Consider the following 17918-nt stretch of genomic DNA (forward strand, 5'->3'; position numbering starts at 1 on the left):
CGTTTGCTATACTTAAAATGGAGGAATAACTCGAATTTAGTACTGCGGTTATTATTGAATAAATAATCAAAAGAACAGTAGCAAACTGAAAATGGATTTTTAAAAAAGGTAGGAACTAATAAAACCAGCTTGTTTCCGGTAAGCGCCAATTTAAATTCATAGTTCTAACTAAAATGTTGGTCCATGATGTCGAGTAAAGCTTTTTTAGTAAGCGGTTTATTTATTATTCCCGCAATGTTGGCTTGCTGCACTTTTTCCAGGTCGCGCGGGTTAAGCGAAGTAGTTAACATAATAATGACAATAGACTGTTTTTGGTCAAGATCTAGTTGTTGGTAAGCGCTGAGAAACTCAAACCCATCCATGATGGGCATATTGATATCTAAAAGAATAAGGGCGGGACAACTTTTACTCGGGCAGTTCTGTGAAATTACCGTGAGCGCTTCTAAACCGTTACGAGCTACCAACAATTTTTCGGTTACCGCTAATCTTTTAAAAAGCAATTCATTCAGGTAGTTGGCCGTTTCATCGTCATCTACCAGTAACGTGCAGGCAATTTTATTCATAGCAAGCAATACTTTGTAATCTGTTAAAATTAACAATTAAGCGGAAAATGTACGTGAAAAGTTGCCCCTTCGTCTATTTTACTTTCCACCGTTATTTTACCCCCGGCATTTTCAATAATTTTCTTTACCATGTATAACCCAATGCCGGTGCCTTCTACGTGGTTGTGCAGCCGCTTAAACATGGCAAATAGCTTGTGTTCCTGAGCTAAATCTATTCCTAAACCGTTATCCTGTACCGACAATATTTGAAAGCTTTCGGTGCGGGTACAAAATACCCGAACTTTTGGCAACCGGTTGGGCGAGTGGTATTTAATAGCGTTCGAAAGTAAATTGTAAACAATACTGCGCAGATTTTTTTCGGAGAAACGAATAGTAGGGCAAAGATTTACGCTAATGTCAATTTGCGCCTTTGTTGCCTGAATAACCGGGGCTAAGTCTAACTGTACTGCTTTTAATAAATCTACCACGTTTACCGGCAAAGCTTCTGGATTGTTTTCTTTTTGTAGTTTGGTGATTTCGGTTAAATGATCAATGGTACGTTTAAACCGCTGAACCGAATCTAAAATTAAGTCCATAGTGCGCTGGATAGTAGGTTCCTGCAAACTGGCGGGTGGTAAGTGGTCCAGCAAGGCTTCCATTAAGCCTTCAATGTTAAGGATAGGCGCTTTTAAGTCGTGCGAGGCGGTGTAAATAAAATTGTCTAAATCTATGTTTGTTCGTGTGAGCAGGTGGTTGGCTTGCCGTAGTTCTTCGTTGGCGCGGGCTAAATCTTCGGCCAAGGCTTTGGCTTGCTGCTCGCTTTCCTGGATTACTTTTTGAGCTTCAACCTGAGTGGTAACATCCGAAACCATGGTATAAAATCCTAAAACTTCACCATCCCGAACATCCGGCACATAACTGGTATGTATGTATTTGGTAAAATTCTCCCGGTATGGCATACGGGCTTCAAAGTCTAAGCGTTCTCCGGCTAAAGCCCGCTCTATGTACTTTTTTATATTCAAATAAGCTTCTTCGCCAACTACTTCCTTCGCGGAGCGGCCGATTAAATTTTCTGGCTTCTGGTGAAACCAGGCTTCATAGGCCAGGTTAACAAAACGATATTTTTCTTCCCGGTCCAAGTAACTAATTAACACCGGCAAAGCATCGGTAATCAGGCGTAGTTGCTGCGCGTTGGCTTCAATGGCTTGGCGGGCTTTTACCTGGTCCGTTACTTCGTAAGCAAAAGCAATAACTCCATCCACCGCTCCAGCTGCGTTGCGGCGAGCCTGGTACGTAAACGTAAAATAAATATCTTCTAAGGGGCCTCCTTGGTGACGAGCCAACCGGAGCGGTAGTTCCCGGGCTACAAAAGTTTCCCCGGTTTGGTAAATATTGTTTAAAATATTGACAATGGGTGTGCTCTCTAACTCGGGAAGTGCCTCTATTAAAGATTTACCCAATAGCGTTCTGCCCGGAAATATCTGCTGATAAGCCGGATTCACTAATTGAAAAACCAGTTCCGGCCCGTCCAGAATAACAATAGGGGCCGGTGCCTCCATAAATAAAGTGTGCAATAGTTCGCGTTGCTGGTCGGCTTCCCGGCGGGCAAGTACCTGTTCTGTTACATCGTAGGCAAAGACAGATATACCTACAATTTGTTCATTCTCCCGGTAAGCTTGGTAAGTAAAGTTAAAATAGATGTCTTGGGGCGGCATCCCTGCTTCCTGCTCAATGGCGAGCAATAGTTCGTTACCATAAAAAGTTTCCCCGGTTTGATAAACGCTATCCAGCAAAGCTACGAAGCCTTGCTCAACGGACTCCGGCTGCATTTCGGCAATGGTGCGGCCACGCATGGAGCGACCCGGAAAAAGCTGCTGATAAGCTTGGTTGTAATACTCTACCCGGTGTTCTGGCCCGCGCAACAAGGCAATGCAGGCGGGAGTTTGCTCAAATACCTGGTAGAAAGTTTCCCGTTCCCGAGCGAGTTGCAGGGTGCGAGCCAAAACCTCAGCTTGTAAAGCATCCGCTTGTTGACGGGCTTTTACTTGGTCGGTTATTTCAAAGGCAAACACCAAAATACCATCCACCCGACCTTGTTCATCGAAACGGGCTTGTTGAATGTAGTTGAAATAACGATCCTCCAGCGGACCATTTTCGTAGAGAGCAACCGGTATTAGTATGCTGTATTCTTCGTGCGTTTCGCCGGTATTATATACCTGTTGCAAGCTATGCCACGCAGGTTGGTTGGCAAGCTCCGGCAAGGCTTTCAGGAGCGGCTTGCCTAATAATTGGCGGCCGGGAAACATCTTCTGATAGCTTGGGTTCACCAACTCATACACCAAGTCCGGACCGTTTAAAATGCAAATAGCGGCCGGAGCCTGCATAAATAACCGTTCCAACCGCTGTTTTTGTTCTTCGGTTTCGGCCTGGGCAAGTTGCAAAGCGCGGGTGCGTTGATTTACCCGGTGCTCTAATTTCTGATTTAATTGTTGCAGCGCTTCCTGCGTATCGAGTAATTCGGCGTAATTATTATAATATTCTTCGTTGGTAGCAACTAATTCTTCGTTGGTGGTTTGCAGTTCTTCGTTAACGGCCTGTAATTCTTCGTTTAATTCCTGCACATGCTGGTGGCTATACTCTACCTGCCGCCGGGCCCGAACCTGGGCGGTTACTTCGTAGGCAAACACCAGAATACCATCAATAGCCCCTGCTAAGTTGCGTGTGGGTTGGTAAATAAAATTGTAATAATTCTGACCCAAGTCGCCGCCCGAATTGTTGTGGTCGAGCTGAACCAGCATTTCGTGGGCTTGGAAGGTCTCGCCGGTTTGGTACACTTTATCTAATAGCCCGAAAATAGGTTGTCCTACCAGTTCCGGCATGGCTTCCGCAATGGGTTTGCCCAGTAATGGCCGATTACCCACGAGTTGCTGATAAGCCGGATTTACCAGTTTAAATACGTGCCGGGGACCTTCAAAAATGCAAATCATGGCCGGGGCTTGCATAAAAGTATTATGCAGTTGTTCCCGTTGCAAATCGGCTTCGGCATAGGCCGCTTTTTCGCGCGCCTGACTTTCGCGCAAGGCTTGTTCCACGGCCGTGCGGTCATGGTCAGAAGTATCGGAAAAACTCACCACCAAGCCTTCCCCGCTGCGTTGTGCTACTAGTTGAAAAAAATTGTCGAGCCCGTCGTACTGGTAATTTACATCGTAGCGATCTAGTTTACCGGCTAAGTAAGTATCCCGGTAAAAAGCAAAAATGCCGGTGTTTTGCGCATGGGGGTATAATTGAAGAAAAGTTTGGCTAGGACGTTCGGGTAATTGCAGCATGCGCTGAGCTGCCTTGTTTAGCATCACGTACGCCAGATCGATAATTTCAGAAGCATCTGCGTTATAAACTGGTTTAAAGAAAATGACTCCGGTTAAAGATACCTCTAATAAGGTAGGAAGTAATTCTTCGAGCGGAAAGACAGCTCCTAAACTTTGATAAGATGCATTGGGCTGGGCGGTGGAATCAAGCATTCAATTAGGATGGATAAATCAATAGCTTAAGATACGTAAGATACCTGAATGAATAAAAAAATACGACAGCCGCTTGCTTCCGGTTTTAATGAAGGCATAGCCGTTGACAATCGTTACCGTTATAATTTAACCCGTAAACTTCCGGAATGTTTGGTACAGATTAATCAACTGAAGTATAAAGAGTAAATTTATGAAAGAGTAAGTTTCTCTTCCAGACGCGGGCGCATAAAAAATTATTTAAAAGAGCTAGGGTATAATTTTTTGCCTTTTCCTTTTTTGTAAAATAAATAATAGAAAATCTACATCCTGGTAGTAAAAATAACCGGATAGTAACTTTAAACTTCGGTGGCAATGGGTTTATCATTCCTTGACCACTCACTCCAGGAGCCAACGTATAATTGAGGTATTTCTAAGCCGGCCTGCGCCATGGCAACTAGAGTATGACAAGCCGTAACTCCGGAACCGCAGTGTACAATTACCTGGTTAGCATTTTTATGGGCGAGTGCTTCCGAATACTTTGCTTTGAGTTCTTCAGCGGGCAAATAAAAGCCGTTTTGGTCTAAATTGGTACTAAACGGAATATTTACGGCCCCCGGAATATGGCCCGCCACTAAATCAATCGGTTCTCTTTCGCCGCGGTAGCGCTCCGATTCCCGCACATCTATTACCAGATAATCCGAACTTTGAGTCGCTTTTTCTACGTCGCTTAAAGTAGCCGTTGGTAATTGCCAGGTTTTAACGGGATAAGCTTCCCGGGCAAAGGCTGTATCTTCCGGTGCACTACTAGTAGGATAGCCAGCCGCAATGGCTGCTTCAAAGCCGCCATTTAAAACTTGTACTTTTTCGTGACCCGCGGCTTTTAGCATCCACCAGAACCGCGCGGCGGCATTGGCGCCATTTTTATCGTCGTACACCACCACGTAGCTTTCCGGCCCAATTCCTAACCGGCCCAAAACTTCGGCAAAAAAACTTACGTCGGGTAGAGGATGGCGGCCACCTTCGGCCGCAACGGCCTTTTTCTGCGAAAGCTCTTGCTCTAGGTCTACCAAGCGGGCACCTTGCAAATGCCGGGCCTGGTATTTTGCTTTTACTTCCGGCCCGGTCCGGGCATCTATCAGCACCAATTCCGGGTTTTGCTGTAGTAAAATTAATTCCGATGGGTGAATAACGGGCGTCATGTTCTTATAGAATATGGTTAGATAGACGAAAGTACATATTTTATCTGAAGCGTTTATTCGGAGAGTGGCCTAGTTTAGAGTAAATTTCCTTTTAGCCGCTTTTATTAGTTGATAGGCTTGTATAGGAAGTATGTCTGTGATTAAAAATTTCTGGTCAAGTTACTTCTACCCATACGGTTGAGACAGTTTTTTCTACGAGTGAACCGGAATAGTAAACGGGTGAGGCTACCTGGTGTTTACTTGCCCATTCTTTACTTATTTCTTTGTAATCAAATAACGCTTCAAGTCAGGAAAACTATAAAACTAAAATTACTATGAACAACAAAACACTCGGAATATTAGCTCTAGTGGGTGCCCCGTTCTATTTTATTGGGATGTACACAGAACATGGCTTGTACCCAAACTTAAACGAAACCTGGTTTACCGGAGCCTGGGCTCTTACGTATATGCTCGGCTGGATGTGTAGCATTGTCGCCTTGCAACGCTTGAAAGTTACCGGAAATACTAGGTTTGGTAGAGGAATATTGTGGGTTGTGTTAGGGACTTTAACGCTGGCTAATATGTACAACTTAGCTCAACTAGTGCTTCCCACGCATTTATTTCGCTACTTTATATTTTTAGATGCTTTCTGGCCCATGAGTAATTTAATGATGCTGGTAATTGGTATTACCGCTTTCGGGAGCAAGCGTTTAAAGGGGTGGAAGCGTTTTGTCCCCTTGCTAGTTGGTTTTTGGTTTCCCGTATCCGTACCGGCGGTTTTTCTATTTGGTCAGACCTTTCTTGGATTTATGATTGGAGGAGTTTATTCTATTATTGCCTGGCCGCTGTTGGCTGTTATGATCCTTACTACTAAACCGGAGCACCAAACCAAATTAATGCTTACAAAAAAATACCAAGCAGTTTAAATTAAAATTATTTTTTGCATCTATCCTTTCTATTCTTAACGGTCATTTTTCCGGGCAGTTTTAACAGAAGTTGTTCTAAAAATGAACAATTGTTCTCAAAACCGGACACTTTTTGCCCAAGAGTTAATTCCCAATATTGCTTCTGGCGCCAATCAGACTATTTTTCAAGTTTGGCATACAGGTTGTAAAAATTAGAACGAAACCAGGAAAAAACTTTATTATAAAAGTAAATGAAGGAATACTTAATGCATACCCACCAATTAGGGCAAGTACTTATACAGGCGTCAGTATTTTGCTTTATAAACATTCAAGTAAAGTATAGAACGCAACTAAGCAGTACTACCCATAAAAATGAGCAGTGCAGCTTATTTCCTTAGGGTAGTTCGTGGTAGTACCTTTGTCATGTTCTTAAAACAAAGCACTTACCGAACATAGAAAACAACTTAATCATCCAAATAACTTAGAAAACAATTCATCCATCCTTAACTCTCAACTGAAAATGAAAAAGATTACCCAAGTAGCCGCTGTTGTCTTATTAACTGTATCGATGTCGAGCTGTGCTACCGTATTTGGTGGCAAAGTAACCCAGTACCAGAAAACCCGCCCGGCCGATGGTCAGCCCCAACGCGAAATCCGGGTCGGGGCTTTAGTGGCCGACGTGCTGCTTTTCTGGCCCGGCTTAGCCATTGACTTTGCTACTGGCGCCATCTACAAGCCCCAAGCGAAAACCAGTACTGCCACCAACACTAATTCTAACGCGAACACTGGTTCTAACTCTACTACTAACGCGAAAGCCAGCAACTAACATCTTTCCAGGGGAGCACACCCGTAAGTTGGCTCCCTTTTTCTTTCTTCGTGCTAGTCTTTTTTCTTACTTCTAACTCTCAACTTCTAACTCTAAACTTTTACTTCTTCCCTCCGATGAAAACCTTTTGTACGCTCCTGTTATTCTTCTTTGCTACTACCCTGATGAGCCCAGCCCAGGTGCTGCTCGGGGAAGGTTCTAAACAAATCTTTGCCAGTCCCCAACTTGCCTCGGCCATTCAGCAACACCAAACCGTGGCTATTCTGCCCTTTACCGCCAAGATCACCTACCGCAAACCACCCAAGAACTTCAACCCCCAAGCCCACCAGGAACAAGAAACTACTTTAGCCCAAAATATTCAGAGTAGCCTGTATACCTACCTGCTGCGCAAAGCCAAGTCGTACTCGGTTACGTTCCAGGAGGTGGAGAAAACCAACAGCTTACTCAAAAAAGCGGGCATGTACGGCAAGTTAGAGGAGTTTACGAGAGAGGAGATCGCCAAAGCCTTGGGCGTGGATGCGGTAATCAGCGGGAAGTTCGACATGGAGCAGACCCGTTCGGACGGGGCGGCTTTCGCCACGGCCGTGGTATTCGGGGGCTATGCGGGGAAGACCGGTTCGGGTTCTTTAACCATGACCCTCCACAACGGACAGGATGGAGAGCTGTTGTGGCGCTTTTTCAAGACCATGGACGATGATTTTACCTCTGCTACCGATGACTTAGTTGAACGCATGATGCGCAAAGTCTCCCGTAATTTCCCCTATGCTATTTAAGTCTTTTCTCCCGGAAGGATAAAAAAATAAAGTATATACTGTAAAATAAACTTCTTCATACATTTAACAATCCAATCCATCCCATTTTTTAAATTTGCCAGCCTATCCGGTATAATTCAGAAATACCAATCTGGATTTAAAGCTTTACCGGATAGGCTTTTACCTAAAATTCTGTTACTACGAAGCCCCATGAAAACCATTATTTTAAGTTTACTGGCATTTTATAGTTTACTTATTTCAAGCTTTACGAAAGATCCGGTAAAGTACAATTATACGCTGAATACAGATAAATCAATCGTAGAATGGTCCGGCGCAAGTCCCAAAGTTACCCACCAGGGCTCTTTCGAGGTAACCTGCGAAGGAATAGAAGTGGTGGACGGCCAGGTGAAAAGCGGTACTTTTGTAATTCCGATTGCTTCCATTAAAAACTTTGACTTACCCAAAGCACTTAAGCCGGTTTTATTGAAGCATTTAAAAAGCGAGGATTTCTTTAACCTGGCTTTATATCCCGAAGCAAAGTTTAGTATCACGGAAGTAATGCCGTTAAATAGTGTTCCGGAAGGAGCCGTAACCGGCGCCAAAGCCCAGGTTACCGGCGATTTTACGCTCTTAGGTAAAACCAACTCGATAACCTTTCCGGCTAAAATTGATTTACTGGAAAACAACCTGGCGGTAGAAGCTACTTTTATGCTGGATCGTACCCAGTGGGGCATGAACCACGCCGCCGATCCGGAGCTTAAAAACCGTCATATTTACCCGGAAGTAGCTATTCACCTGAAGGTTGCGGGAAATAGAAATTAAGGCGGAAAGTAATAATAGTAACAACTATTGCAATCTAAATAGAAAGCGTTAAGCTTTTACATACTCAAAACCGAAAACAATAACTGAATTTGTAAAATCTTGGCGTAATGTATCTACCCTGATAAAACTTAATTTAATAACTCTTTCTTTCATTGTTGTACTAAAAAAAGGCTAGTAGTGTTCTGTTTACTACTAGCCTCTTTTTTTAACTTGTTTTTATTACCTTATATCGCTTGGCTTTGCGGCCGTTGCCAATAATTAAAATATATACTCCCGGGCAAACTTCTTTCCCTATAGTTATGGTTTGTTTAACCTTGGTAGCTTCATTAATCAATAGTACTCTGCCATACAAATCTACTAGTTTGATAGGCAGAAAAGCTTGTTTGTTGTTTTGTAGTTGCAGGGTTAGTTCTTGGGTAAAGGGGTTAGGAAAGTAATTTACCCGTAAACCATCGTTTGCCAATTCTGCTTCGGTTAAATTACTGGCCGATGCAAGGGCAAAGGATTGATTAACTACTGAAAAAGTTATAACAAGGGCGGCGCCTACTGTTCCACTTCCTCCCGCTGAAGAAGGGGTAGCAGTTAAGGTATAGCTGCCTACGGCGGGCGTCCAGCTGTTGTAGTTTCCGCTTACATCGCCAAACAGAGCATAGGGCGCCCCTGTTTCGGTAGTATTTTTAGTTTGGGGGCCGGTTAATGCCATTTTCACGCTACCCACCTTAGCCGGATTGGTATTGGCTCGGATGTTCAGGGTTTTTAAAGTAGCAATATTGATAACATCGTTGTTTACCAAGTTGCGGATAGGTTGTTCATTGGAGGCATTTATTAAAGTAAAGCTTACTACTTGTTGGCCGCCCGATGATTGAGTAAAGGTAGCGGTTACGTTTTTATTACCGTTCATGGTTACCACCAACGGGTTAGTAGAACCGGTGGCGGCTCCGCTCCAACCACTAAACTGGTAACCGGAGGCTGGTGTAGCCGTGAGCGTAACCGTGCTGCCGCTGGCGTAACTGGTTTGGTTTGGACTTTTGCTTACGGTTCCATTGCCAGAAGTATTTACCGTTAGGGTATAGAAGGTGCTGGCCGGAGTGAAATTAGCCGTAATGTTTTTGTTACTGTTCATGTTTACGATTAATGGATTAGTAGTACCGGTGGCATTGCCGCTCCAACCACTAAACTGGTACCCAACTGCCGGAGTCGCTGTAAGCGTTACATTGGTACCATTGTCATAGCTCGTCTGGTTCGGGTTTTTGGTTACGGTACCGTTGCTTGCGTTAACCGTTAAACTGTAAGAGGTGGAGGAGGGCTGATTGATAACAGAGAAACTTACGGATAACGGAGAACCCACCGTGCCGCTACTATTAGACCCGGAATAGGGAGTACCCAAAATAGTGTAATTTCCTACTGCCGGAACCCAAGCCGTATAGTTACCGTTGCTTTCCCCAAAAACTGCGTAAGGTGCCGTGTTTTCGGTCCGGGTAAGGGTTTGTTGACCACTAACTTTAAAAACCACACTGCCCACCACCGATGGGTTGGTCGTAGCCCGGACATTCAGGTTTTTAGTGGGTAGAGCGGCTAAGTTTATGGTGGCTCCGTTGGTTACTAGTTGAATATCCCTTTCGGTATCAGCATTTACCAGGTAATACTCCACTAATGTTTGGGAAGAGGTACCGTTTACAATGCTAAAATTAATACTTAGTTCCGTACCTACTGTTCCACTTCCGTTTTCGCCGGAGTAGGGTTTAGCGGTTAAATTGTAATTGCCCGTAGCCGGAGCCCAGGCATTATAATCATTACCATTTCTCCCGAACAGGGCATAAGGGGCGGAACTTTCGGTTTGGTTATGGCTTTGCTTTCCGGTTAAATTTAGTATCACACTTCCTACCGTAGCTGGAAAAGTTACCGCCCGAATATTTATGTTTTTAGTGCCCAACTCGGCCAAATCAACGATTGAACCATCGTGTAAAGATTCAATTTCCGCATCCGTATCGGCATTAATTAATTCATAACTTGTTACCCGTTGCCCGGCGGTGTTGCAGTTGGGGTATAATCTTACTTCATCCTGACCCGTTAAGCCATCATCATCGGTTACCGTTAAAATAACGCGGTAGTAGTACGTATCACCGTCGCAACCAACCGGATCTAAAGTGGTAGTGGTTTCGGGATTAGTATCAAAGGGCTCCGCATGTTCGTGGTCGCCGTGGTGCAAAATAGTTTGCCACCTATACGCGAGCGAAGTACTGCTTTGTTCCAGATCAGTTACCGTTGCCCGTAAATTATATGTAGTTTCACCGGTTAAAGGGTATTGAGTATTATTCACCGGGCTGGTAATGGTAACCTGAGGGGGAGTGTTGTTATTTATAGAAATGGTGAGGGTGGCATTGTCTGTAGCCCCCTGGGTATCGGTAACGGTAAGGGTTACCGTATATTTAATGGGAGTATCACTGGTAAAAGTATGCGAAGGATTCGCTTCGGTACTGGTAGTTCCATCGCCAAAATTCCAAGCGTAGGTTAAGGTTTGCCCTTCGGGATCCGTTGACTTATTACCGGTAAATTGTACCGTGAGCGGACTCGTGCCATTTAATTTATCGGCGGAAGCTACTGCATTCGGCTCATTGTTTACACTGTTATAAGTTACGCGGCGGATTTCGGAAGGATAGTTTACGTAATAAATGCCGTTTTGCGTGGGGTTAATTGCCATGCATACCACTATGGCGCCGCTGTTAATAAAATTTGTAACGGCCACTGGTTTTTCGCTGCTATTTACCGTTATCGACCGAATCCAGCCTCCCACGTAATCGCCGAAAAAGAATTTATCTTTGTAAATATCCGGAAAATCATCGTGCGTGTAAAATAGTCCGGCAGTAGAAGAGTTGCCCCCAAACTGCGAGCCGGAAACCGGTGAGTCCGCAGCGCCAATGTCGGTAACGGTAGCCGTTTGCCCGTTAAAAGTACCGGTTCGGGATGGACCGGCATTATCGTGTTTCCAATCAATAATTGGCCGGCTGTGCACGAAGGTTTTAATAGAACTTGGAATTGCCTGGCTGGTATTACAGGGGTTAGTAAAACTAGCTGAGCCGCTTGCATTTTCCTGTTTTATTAAATCCTGAAAATTAAAATACGGCTGGTTACACCCATTAATGCCGTACAAAGGATTAGGAGCATGGTAGTTAGGTATTTTAATGTCCGGGTAAGAAGGGTGTAGGGTTAAACCTTCGTAAATGGGCCAGCCAAAGTTCATTCCGGGTCGCGTAATTATATCTACTTCTTCGTAAGTCTGGTGCCCCACATCGCCTGCGTAAAGAATGCCCGGATTGCCATCAGTAGGATTGGTACTGCCGGTGCCGGGTTTTAGAACCAGGCGAAAAGGGTTGCGTAACCCCAAAGCATAAACTTTAGAGCGAATAGAGTAAGGGTTTCCGGGTTCAAAAAAAGGATTGCTGGAGATTCCGTTCCCGGTTTCAGGATCAACCCGCAGGATTTTACCGTTGTAACTTTCCAGTAACTGGGCCCGGAAAGCGCCCACATTTTCTTCTGGCGTAATAATGCCATCTGATTTCGCAAGCGCGATGTAAGTTTCGTTGTTAATTCCGGGGTTATTGGAAGCAGCATCGCCGGCCGAAATAAGTAAGGTTCCGTCGCGGCCAAATACCAGGCTGCCCACCCCATGAATATTTTGAACAGAAGGAATACCTGTAGTTTTAGTTGCCCCAATTAAAATTTTCCGGCTGCTTACATTTACCTGGTAACCACTTTCGGAGCGGGAAGCAGTATAGCGGGTTAAACGGCCAATAGTAGCATTATTTTCGTTGGTGGTAGAACTGTAAGCGCTGGTGCCGAACTTGGTAAGATAGTGGCGGTCGACGTTATATAGTAAATAAAAGTAGCCATTAGATTCAAAGTTCGGGTGTAGGGCAAAACCTAGTAAACCTAAATCACCGTACGAGCCTACTTCTTCGCTTATGTCAACAAATATTTTTTTCTGGTTGTTTTCTACTACATACACTTTGCCGGTGCGTTCCCACACAAACATTTGGCTGCCATCCGAATTAAAGCAGAGTCCCACGGCCTGGTTCCACTGCGACGAAATAGTTCGGGAAGTAAAACCACCCGGCGGTGTTTGGGCAAAAACAGAGGAGCGAGCTATTACAATGAGTAAGGAAAAAAGTAAAATAAGTGGCGTCGACTTTACCGCCAGATGTAGCAATTGGGACCTTTTATATGCTTCCGATTTTTTGGGGTATTGTTGACCTATTCGCAAAGTTCTTTTTTTTGGGTATACTTTTTTTTGGAGATTGGTGAAGCTGGAAATAAGGAAGAAGTGATAAGATGTTAACATAACAGTATGATTTAGTTGGGGTGGAGTTAGGCAGATATTATAAAACAATCGGCGGATTAGCCGTGCGAAAAAGTGTTCCTTCATCTATTAGGGAAATAAGAGCAACACGGGCCAGAAAGGAAGAACTAAATCAGCCAATTAAGTAATTAATACTGACTTAATCAACGAGAAGAAAAGGAGATAGTAAATCACTCGTATGGTTTACTGGTTCCCTGCGAATAAAAGTATTAGATTACGGATGTAGTTGTAAAATTTTTATAAAAACAGATTTAATTCAGAACAAATTAAATGAGCGTCTATTTTTCTAAATAGTTACACACAACTTTATGCGTGCTATTATCAGGAGCCAGAATATTCTTAAATTAGTTATACAATGTCCTAAATTATTGTTTAATATAAATAATAATCTTAATAATAGTAAGAACTCTACTTTAAATTTTAACTAATATTTTTATTTTCATTTTAACCTACTTATAAGTATTGGGTACCGGTTAAAAATCTGTAGTAAATACATGATTCGGATTGTATAACTATTTGTTTGGCAGTAATTTAGCTGTATTTAAACCGCTAAGGCGGGTGAAACACTAGTTTGTGTGGAAGGACACTAAGCCACTAAGTAGACTACAGGCCTCTAAAATTTAACTAAAACTATATTCGGACCGATTACGGCTGAACAGCCTTTTCTTTTATGGAGCCGTAAGCAAAGTTAAAAACTAGGGGAATTATACTTTACTTCCGGGTAAAACACCACGAAAGATACAAACAGCAGTAAACAACCTAACGGAGCTACTTTACGTGTGGAAAAAACTTTTTGCGGTAGTTGGAGGTATGGCTAGCCGGAAAAGCTGAAGCGAAAAATCCGTTGCTTAATCCGGGATTTTACCTGACTATTTTTTTTGAACAAGGCTCCGATTAGAAGCTGCGGCGCAACGGATATAATTTATGCATCCACCAACTTAAACTGCTCTGAAAAGCTTTTGCCGGTAAGCTTTGCTTATAACCAGTTCGTATTTGCGGTATTATTTTAATAACTAAAAAAGTGCCTATTTCAAAGGTATTTAAAGCAGAAGTATAGGCTTCTAGTATGCTAGGGAAGTCTCCATAAACCCGCTGGCCTTTTATAACTAAGAAGCTATTGGGATACAGCTTCGCTAACCGGTACTGATTTTTTTGAAAAAAAGTTAATTCTTCTTCTAAAAGTGACATTATTTACGCCGGGTTTTTAAAGCTAAAAAATGCATAAAGGGCTATCTCTATTCTTATTGGCCAGTACTATGCCGGTTAACCGTAATTACGAATGAATGGTGCTATACTTCTCGTAGACAGTCAATTATGATTTAAAATAAGGTTGTTTGATAAATTAAAACTTAGGAAAAACTTTCCATTATGGCAGGCTTTTTTCATTTTGGCAGGCTGATTCTGTCTCTAAGCGTTTATAGCTAGTAACTAATTGATTGGGTGCGGTTTGAATACTAATCAACAACCTGTGGAAAATTTAACTTTGGCGATGGCTAGCTTCCTAAAGAAGTATTTTTCATCTTAGAATTAGAAAGTCTGGTGAAATGGAAGGAATACCCGGTTTTTTAAGAACTCAGAAATTACATGTTCGCACAGCTTAAACTGGAAGACCTGCTTTTTATTGACATTGAAACGGTTCCCGGGCAACCCAGCTATGCCGATCTCGATGAACGTTTCCAGGAATTGTGGGCCATTAAATCCCGGCAATTAGCTAAAATCGAACCCGATCCGGCAGATATCTACGAACGAGCGGGCCTGTATGCAGAGTTCGGGAAAATTGTGTGCATTTCCATGGGCATTTTGCGGGAAACCAACGATGGCCGCTATACTATGCGCCTGAAGTCGTTTAGTAATGCCAACGAAAAAGAATTACTCGAAGACTTATGCGCGTTACTTAATACCAAATTTACCGGTAAGAGCCATTGTTTGTGCGGCCATAACATCCGCGAATTTGATATTCCGTACTTGTGCCGCCGCATGTTGGTAAACGATATTTGCATCCCCAAACTGGTAGACTGTACGGGCCTAAAACCCTGGGAAATTTCGCACCTGGATACCATGCATCTTTGGCGCTTCGGCGATAGCCGCAGCTTTGTATCCTTAGATTTGCTGGCCGCTCTTTTTAACATTCCCAGTCCTAAAAACGATATAAACGGTGCGGAGGTAGGCCGGGTATTTTACGAAGAAGGCGACTTAAACCGGATCAGCCGGTATTGTGAGCAGGACGTGGTTACCGTAGCCCAATTATTACTGCGGTTCAAAAGTTTACCCATGCTCCGGCCCGAAGATATCCAATATACGTAAATAGCTTGATTTAAGCTTGTCCTAAATTCCTGTAAACGGCGGGCGTTAGGGTTTAATTATGTAACCAATCGATTTAAAAGAAATAAAAAATCCGGTCAAAAACCGGATTCTTATAATGAGAAAATTGACTACAAAATTTTTCTATCTACCTCTACCACTAAAGGGAAGAGGTAGATGCGATTAATTGTTACCGCCACCAGCCCGGTTTAATTCTTCCAGGTTGGTGTTGCGTTTCTTTTCTTCGAATTTAGCTCCTTTGTTAAACCGATAACGTAAGTTTACCCGTAAGCTGCGGGAGCCAAAGTATTGGTCGAACTCGTTGATGTTGCCGTTGTAATTAGCCTTACCAATAATTTGTTGGCCCCGGAAAATATCATTTACATTCACCGAGAATTCTAATTTTTCGTTCAGGAACGAGCGTTTTAGACCCACATCCAATCCCCAGAGGGCCGAAATCCGGTACAAGGCATAGGCTCCAGGCCCTTGGTAGAAGGCGTTTAACTCTAGCCGCACTTTTTTCGGTAATTGAATATTCTGCGTGGATTGCCCGTAGTAACTTAATTGCTTATTCCGCAGCGACCGTTCTTTTTGTTCAATGGTATAATCCTGGTAAGCCACGTTAAAAGTATTGTTCATGTCCCAGTTTTTCGAGATTTTAATGGGTAATACCAAATTACTGTTCACGTTCTCGTAACGTTTTACGTTGGTATTCATAAACACCGTGCGGTTTAGTTCCGGAAATTGTTCCGGCACCTCGGCAATAAAGTCGGTAGTTACGGCGTAGCCGATTTTAAAAATATACTTCGATTTTAAAGTTTGCGTCACTTCAAATGAATTGGTATAGGCGGGCCGCAAACTGGGGTTCCCCTGGGCGTAAGTATAGGGGTCGATGTAGAACACAAACGGGTTCAAACTTTCGTAGCGCGGCCGGTTAATGCGGCGGCTGTAGTTGTACGATATCTGGTAATCTTTGCTGATGTTGTGCATCAGGAAAATACTGGGGAAAAGATTCAGGTAATGGCGTTTAAAGGTGGTATTGGTGGTAAGCAGGTTGCCATCGCCCAGGGTTTGTTCGGCGCGTAAACCACTTTGCAAGCTCCATTTCTCGCTTAGTTTGGTATTAAAGTTCGCGTAAGCCGCAAATATTTTTTCTTTGTAAATAAAATGGTTGCTCTTTAAAACATCCGGTACATTTACATTATCTACCTTATAAAAGAACCTTAAATCGTTATCGGAAACTACCCGGCTGGCTTTCGCGCCCAGTTCCATCTTGGTATCCTTTGAAAAAGGTTTGGTAAAATCAATTTTAGCCGAAAAGATATTATAGTCGGAAGGGTTATCGCTGCCCGGTAAAACCAACCGGGAATTATCGTTATTTAGCTGCTGGTATAAATTAGTAAACCGCGACTTTCCATTATTATTGATCATGACGTAATCCACATCGGCCGATAAGGTAGTACCAGCCGTATCAAGTTTACCCATATAATGGCCGTTAAACTTGTAATTAGAAAACTGACCATTAATTAAATTAGTAGCATTAATGAGCGAATCTGTTTCGGGATTGCCATTGGAGGTGAACGTCCGCGTTTTAAATTCGCTGTTAAAATCTTGGTAATACAGGTTTGTCGTTACGCCTACGCTGTGCTTATCGGTAATATCGTAATCGGTGCTTAACCGCAGTGAAGGCACCTGGCGCACATCTTCTTGCCGGGCGTTAGAATACTGCCGGCTGCTACTGGTACTGGTATTAAATTCCCGGTTAAAAATGGCATTCCGGTAAAATACCCGGCGCGCCGCGTCAAAGTTTGCCGAGGTGTTCCATTTTCCTTTTTTATAATTCAGGGTACCACCGGTACTATAGCCCGACATGCCGTTGTAGAAATTGCCTACGTACACGCTGCCATTCACCCCGGTTAGATTATTTTTTTTCAGATTAATGTTTAAAATACCGGCATTGCCTTCGGCATCGTACTTAGCAGAGGGATTGGTAATAATTTCAATGTCTTTTAAATTTTCCGCCGACATACCTTGCAACATGGTTTGCAGTTCTTTCCCGGAGAGATAAGTAAGTTTACCATCAATCATAATCTGAATGCCGCCTTTGCCATTTAACTGAATGTTACCGTCCTGGTCAATAAACACTCCCGGCGATTTGGCCAGTACATCGTAAGCGGTGCTGCCGGCAGCCAGAGCGGTACCTTCTACGCTTACCACCATTTTATCGGCCTGGGCTACTACTTTGGGCCGCATCGATTGTACCGTAACTTCTTTCAGAAGCTTGGCATCTTCCTGCACGGTTATAGTGCCAAAATCCTTGGCAAATTCGGCGCTGGTTACTTCAAACGGACTAGAGTCGAAGTTAGTAAAACCAATGGCGGTAATGCGCAACAGGTACGTGCCCGCCGCTGGGGTTTTAATCACGAAAGCGCCTTGGTCGTTGGTGGTAACACCGGTAACTACTTTGCTCGTGGTGGTTTGCACTACGGCCACGCTGGCAAAAGGTACAGCGCCCCCTTTCGCGTCTTTCACGCTGCCGGTTAACTGGCCATTGGTTTGGGCTTGCGTTATTTGAGAAAAAAACAACAGAAAAACAATTCCTAAAATGCAGTACAATTTCTTCATAGTGGTTTAGTTTGGAAAGGGATGGTTACCCACAAAGCGCCAGCTTCTACTATTGTACCAATCTTAAATTTATATTATAACTTGTTGATAGTCAATGAGATGATAAATTTAAA

Annotated in this window: 11 protein-coding genes; 5 read left to right on the top strand and 6 right to left on the bottom strand. The window is 43.4% G+C overall.

Going from position 1 to position 17918, the window contains the following annotated elements; translation table 11 throughout:
- Window positions 1–164: 164 nt before the first annotated feature.
- The 3 genes from AHMF7605_RS26930 to AHMF7605_RS26940 all read right to left on the bottom strand — a co-directional run bounded on the left by AHMF7605_RS26930 (window position 165) and on the right by AHMF7605_RS26940 (window position 5238).
- The gene (locus AHMF7605_RS26930; protein WP_106933633.1) at window positions 165–563 is read right to left on the bottom strand and encodes a response regulator; all 399 of its coding nucleotides are present in this window, start codon (window positions 561–563) and stop codon (window positions 165–167) included.
- Between the two features lie 29 nt (window positions 564–592).
- Window positions 593–4060, bottom strand: coding sequence for a PAS domain-containing protein (locus AHMF7605_RS26935; protein WP_106933041.1), 3468 nt, complete (start codon window positions 4058–4060; stop codon window positions 593–595).
- A 335-nt stretch (window positions 4061–4395) separates the two neighbouring features.
- Window positions 4396–5238, bottom strand: a complete 843-nt coding sequence (locus AHMF7605_RS26940; protein WP_106933042.1) for a sulfurtransferase — start codon at window positions 5236–5238, stop codon at window positions 4396–4398.
- Between the two features lie 314 nt (window positions 5239–5552).
- Here AHMF7605_RS26940 and AHMF7605_RS26945 point away from each other — a divergent pair, with 314 nt between their 5' ends.
- The 4 genes from AHMF7605_RS26945 (at window position 5553) to AHMF7605_RS26960 (ending at window position 8522) form a co-directional block, all read left to right on the top strand.
- Window positions 5553–6143, top strand: a complete 591-nt coding sequence (locus AHMF7605_RS26945; RefSeq protein WP_106933043.1) for a hypothetical protein — start codon at window positions 5553–5555, stop codon at window positions 6141–6143.
- A 499-nt stretch (window positions 6144–6642) separates the two neighbouring features.
- A complete protein-coding gene (locus AHMF7605_RS30285; RefSeq protein ID WP_199200209.1) occupies window positions 6643–6948 on the top strand; it encodes a hypothetical protein in 306 nt (101 codons plus the stop codon).
- Window positions 6949–7064: 116 nt separating this feature from the next.
- Window positions 7065–7721, top strand: a complete 657-nt coding sequence (locus AHMF7605_RS26955) for a hypothetical protein (protein ID WP_106933044.1) — start codon at window positions 7065–7067, stop codon at window positions 7719–7721.
- Window positions 7722–7910: 189 nt separating this feature from the next.
- Window positions 7911–8522: a YceI family protein gene (locus tag AHMF7605_RS26960; protein ID WP_106933045.1), complete on the top strand. Its 612-nt coding sequence runs from the start codon at window positions 7911–7913 to the stop codon at window positions 8520–8522.
- Between the two features lie 205 nt (window positions 8523–8727).
- Here the strand turns inward: AHMF7605_RS26960 and AHMF7605_RS26965 are convergent, their stop codons facing one another.
- Together AHMF7605_RS26965 and AHMF7605_RS26970 are read right to left on the bottom strand one after the other, a co-directional pair.
- Complete coding sequence (locus tag AHMF7605_RS26965; RefSeq protein WP_158267630.1) at window positions 8728–12783, bottom strand: InlB B-repeat-containing protein; 4056 nt, start codon at window positions 12781–12783, stop codon at window positions 8728–8730.
- 990 nt (window positions 12784–13773) lie between these two features.
- On the bottom strand, window positions 13774–14067 hold the full coding sequence (locus AHMF7605_RS26970; protein WP_106933047.1) for a hypothetical protein: 294 nt from the start codon (window positions 14065–14067) through the stop codon (window positions 13774–13776).
- 396 nt (window positions 14068–14463) lie between these two features.
- Here AHMF7605_RS26970 and AHMF7605_RS26975 point away from each other — a divergent pair, with 396 nt between their 5' ends.
- Window positions 14464–15183, top strand: a complete 720-nt coding sequence (locus AHMF7605_RS26975) for a 3'-5' exonuclease (protein WP_106933048.1) — start codon at window positions 14464–14466, stop codon at window positions 15181–15183.
- Between the two features lie 180 nt (window positions 15184–15363).
- Here AHMF7605_RS26975 and AHMF7605_RS26980 read toward each other — a convergent pair whose 3' ends face one another.
- Window positions 15364–17805: a TonB-dependent receptor domain-containing protein gene (locus tag AHMF7605_RS26980; RefSeq protein ID WP_106933049.1), complete on the bottom strand. Its 2442-nt coding sequence runs from the start codon at window positions 17803–17805 to the stop codon at window positions 15364–15366.
- Between the last annotated feature and the right edge of the window lie 113 nt (window positions 17806–17918).

The organism is Adhaeribacter arboris (genome assembly GCF_003023845.1).
Classification (GTDB): Bacteria; Bacteroidota; Bacteroidia; order Cytophagales; family Hymenobacteraceae; genus Adhaeribacter; species Adhaeribacter arboris.

What these genes read in the sequence shown, in the direction of transcription:
- AHMF7605_RS26930 (WP_106933633.1), bottom strand. Translation starts at nt 563, where the DNA reads ATGAATAAAATTGCCTGCACGTTACTGGTAGATGACGATGAAACGGCC.
- AHMF7605_RS26935 (WP_106933041.1), bottom strand. Translation starts at nt 4,060, where the DNA reads ATGCTTGATTCCACCGCCCAGCCCAATGCATCTTATCAAAGTTTAGGA.
- AHMF7605_RS26940 (WP_106933042.1), bottom strand. Translation starts at nt 5,238, where the DNA reads ATGACGCCCGTTATTCACCCATCGGAATTAATTTTACTACAGCAAAAC.
- AHMF7605_RS26945 (WP_106933043.1), top strand. Translation starts at nt 5,553, where the DNA reads ATGAACAACAAAACACTCGGAATATTAGCTCTAGTGGGTGCCCCGTTC.
- AHMF7605_RS30285 (WP_199200209.1), top strand. Translation starts at nt 6,643, where the DNA reads ATGAAAAAGATTACCCAAGTAGCCGCTGTTGTCTTATTAACTGTATCG.
- AHMF7605_RS26955 (WP_106933044.1), top strand. Translation starts at nt 7,065, where the DNA reads ATGAAAACCTTTTGTACGCTCCTGTTATTCTTCTTTGCTACTACCCTG.
- AHMF7605_RS26960 (WP_106933045.1), top strand. Translation starts at nt 7,911, where the DNA reads ATGAAAACCATTATTTTAAGTTTACTGGCATTTTATAGTTTACTTATT.
- AHMF7605_RS26970 (WP_106933047.1), bottom strand. Translation starts at nt 14,067, where the DNA reads ATGTCACTTTTAGAAGAAGAATTAACTTTTTTTCAAAAAAATCAGTAC.
- AHMF7605_RS26975 (WP_106933048.1), top strand. Translation starts at nt 14,464, where the DNA reads ATGTTCGCACAGCTTAAACTGGAAGACCTGCTTTTTATTGACATTGAA.
- AHMF7605_RS26980 (WP_106933049.1), bottom strand. Translation starts at nt 17,805, where the DNA reads ATGAAGAAATTGTACTGCATTTTAGGAATTGTTTTTCTGTTGTTTTTT.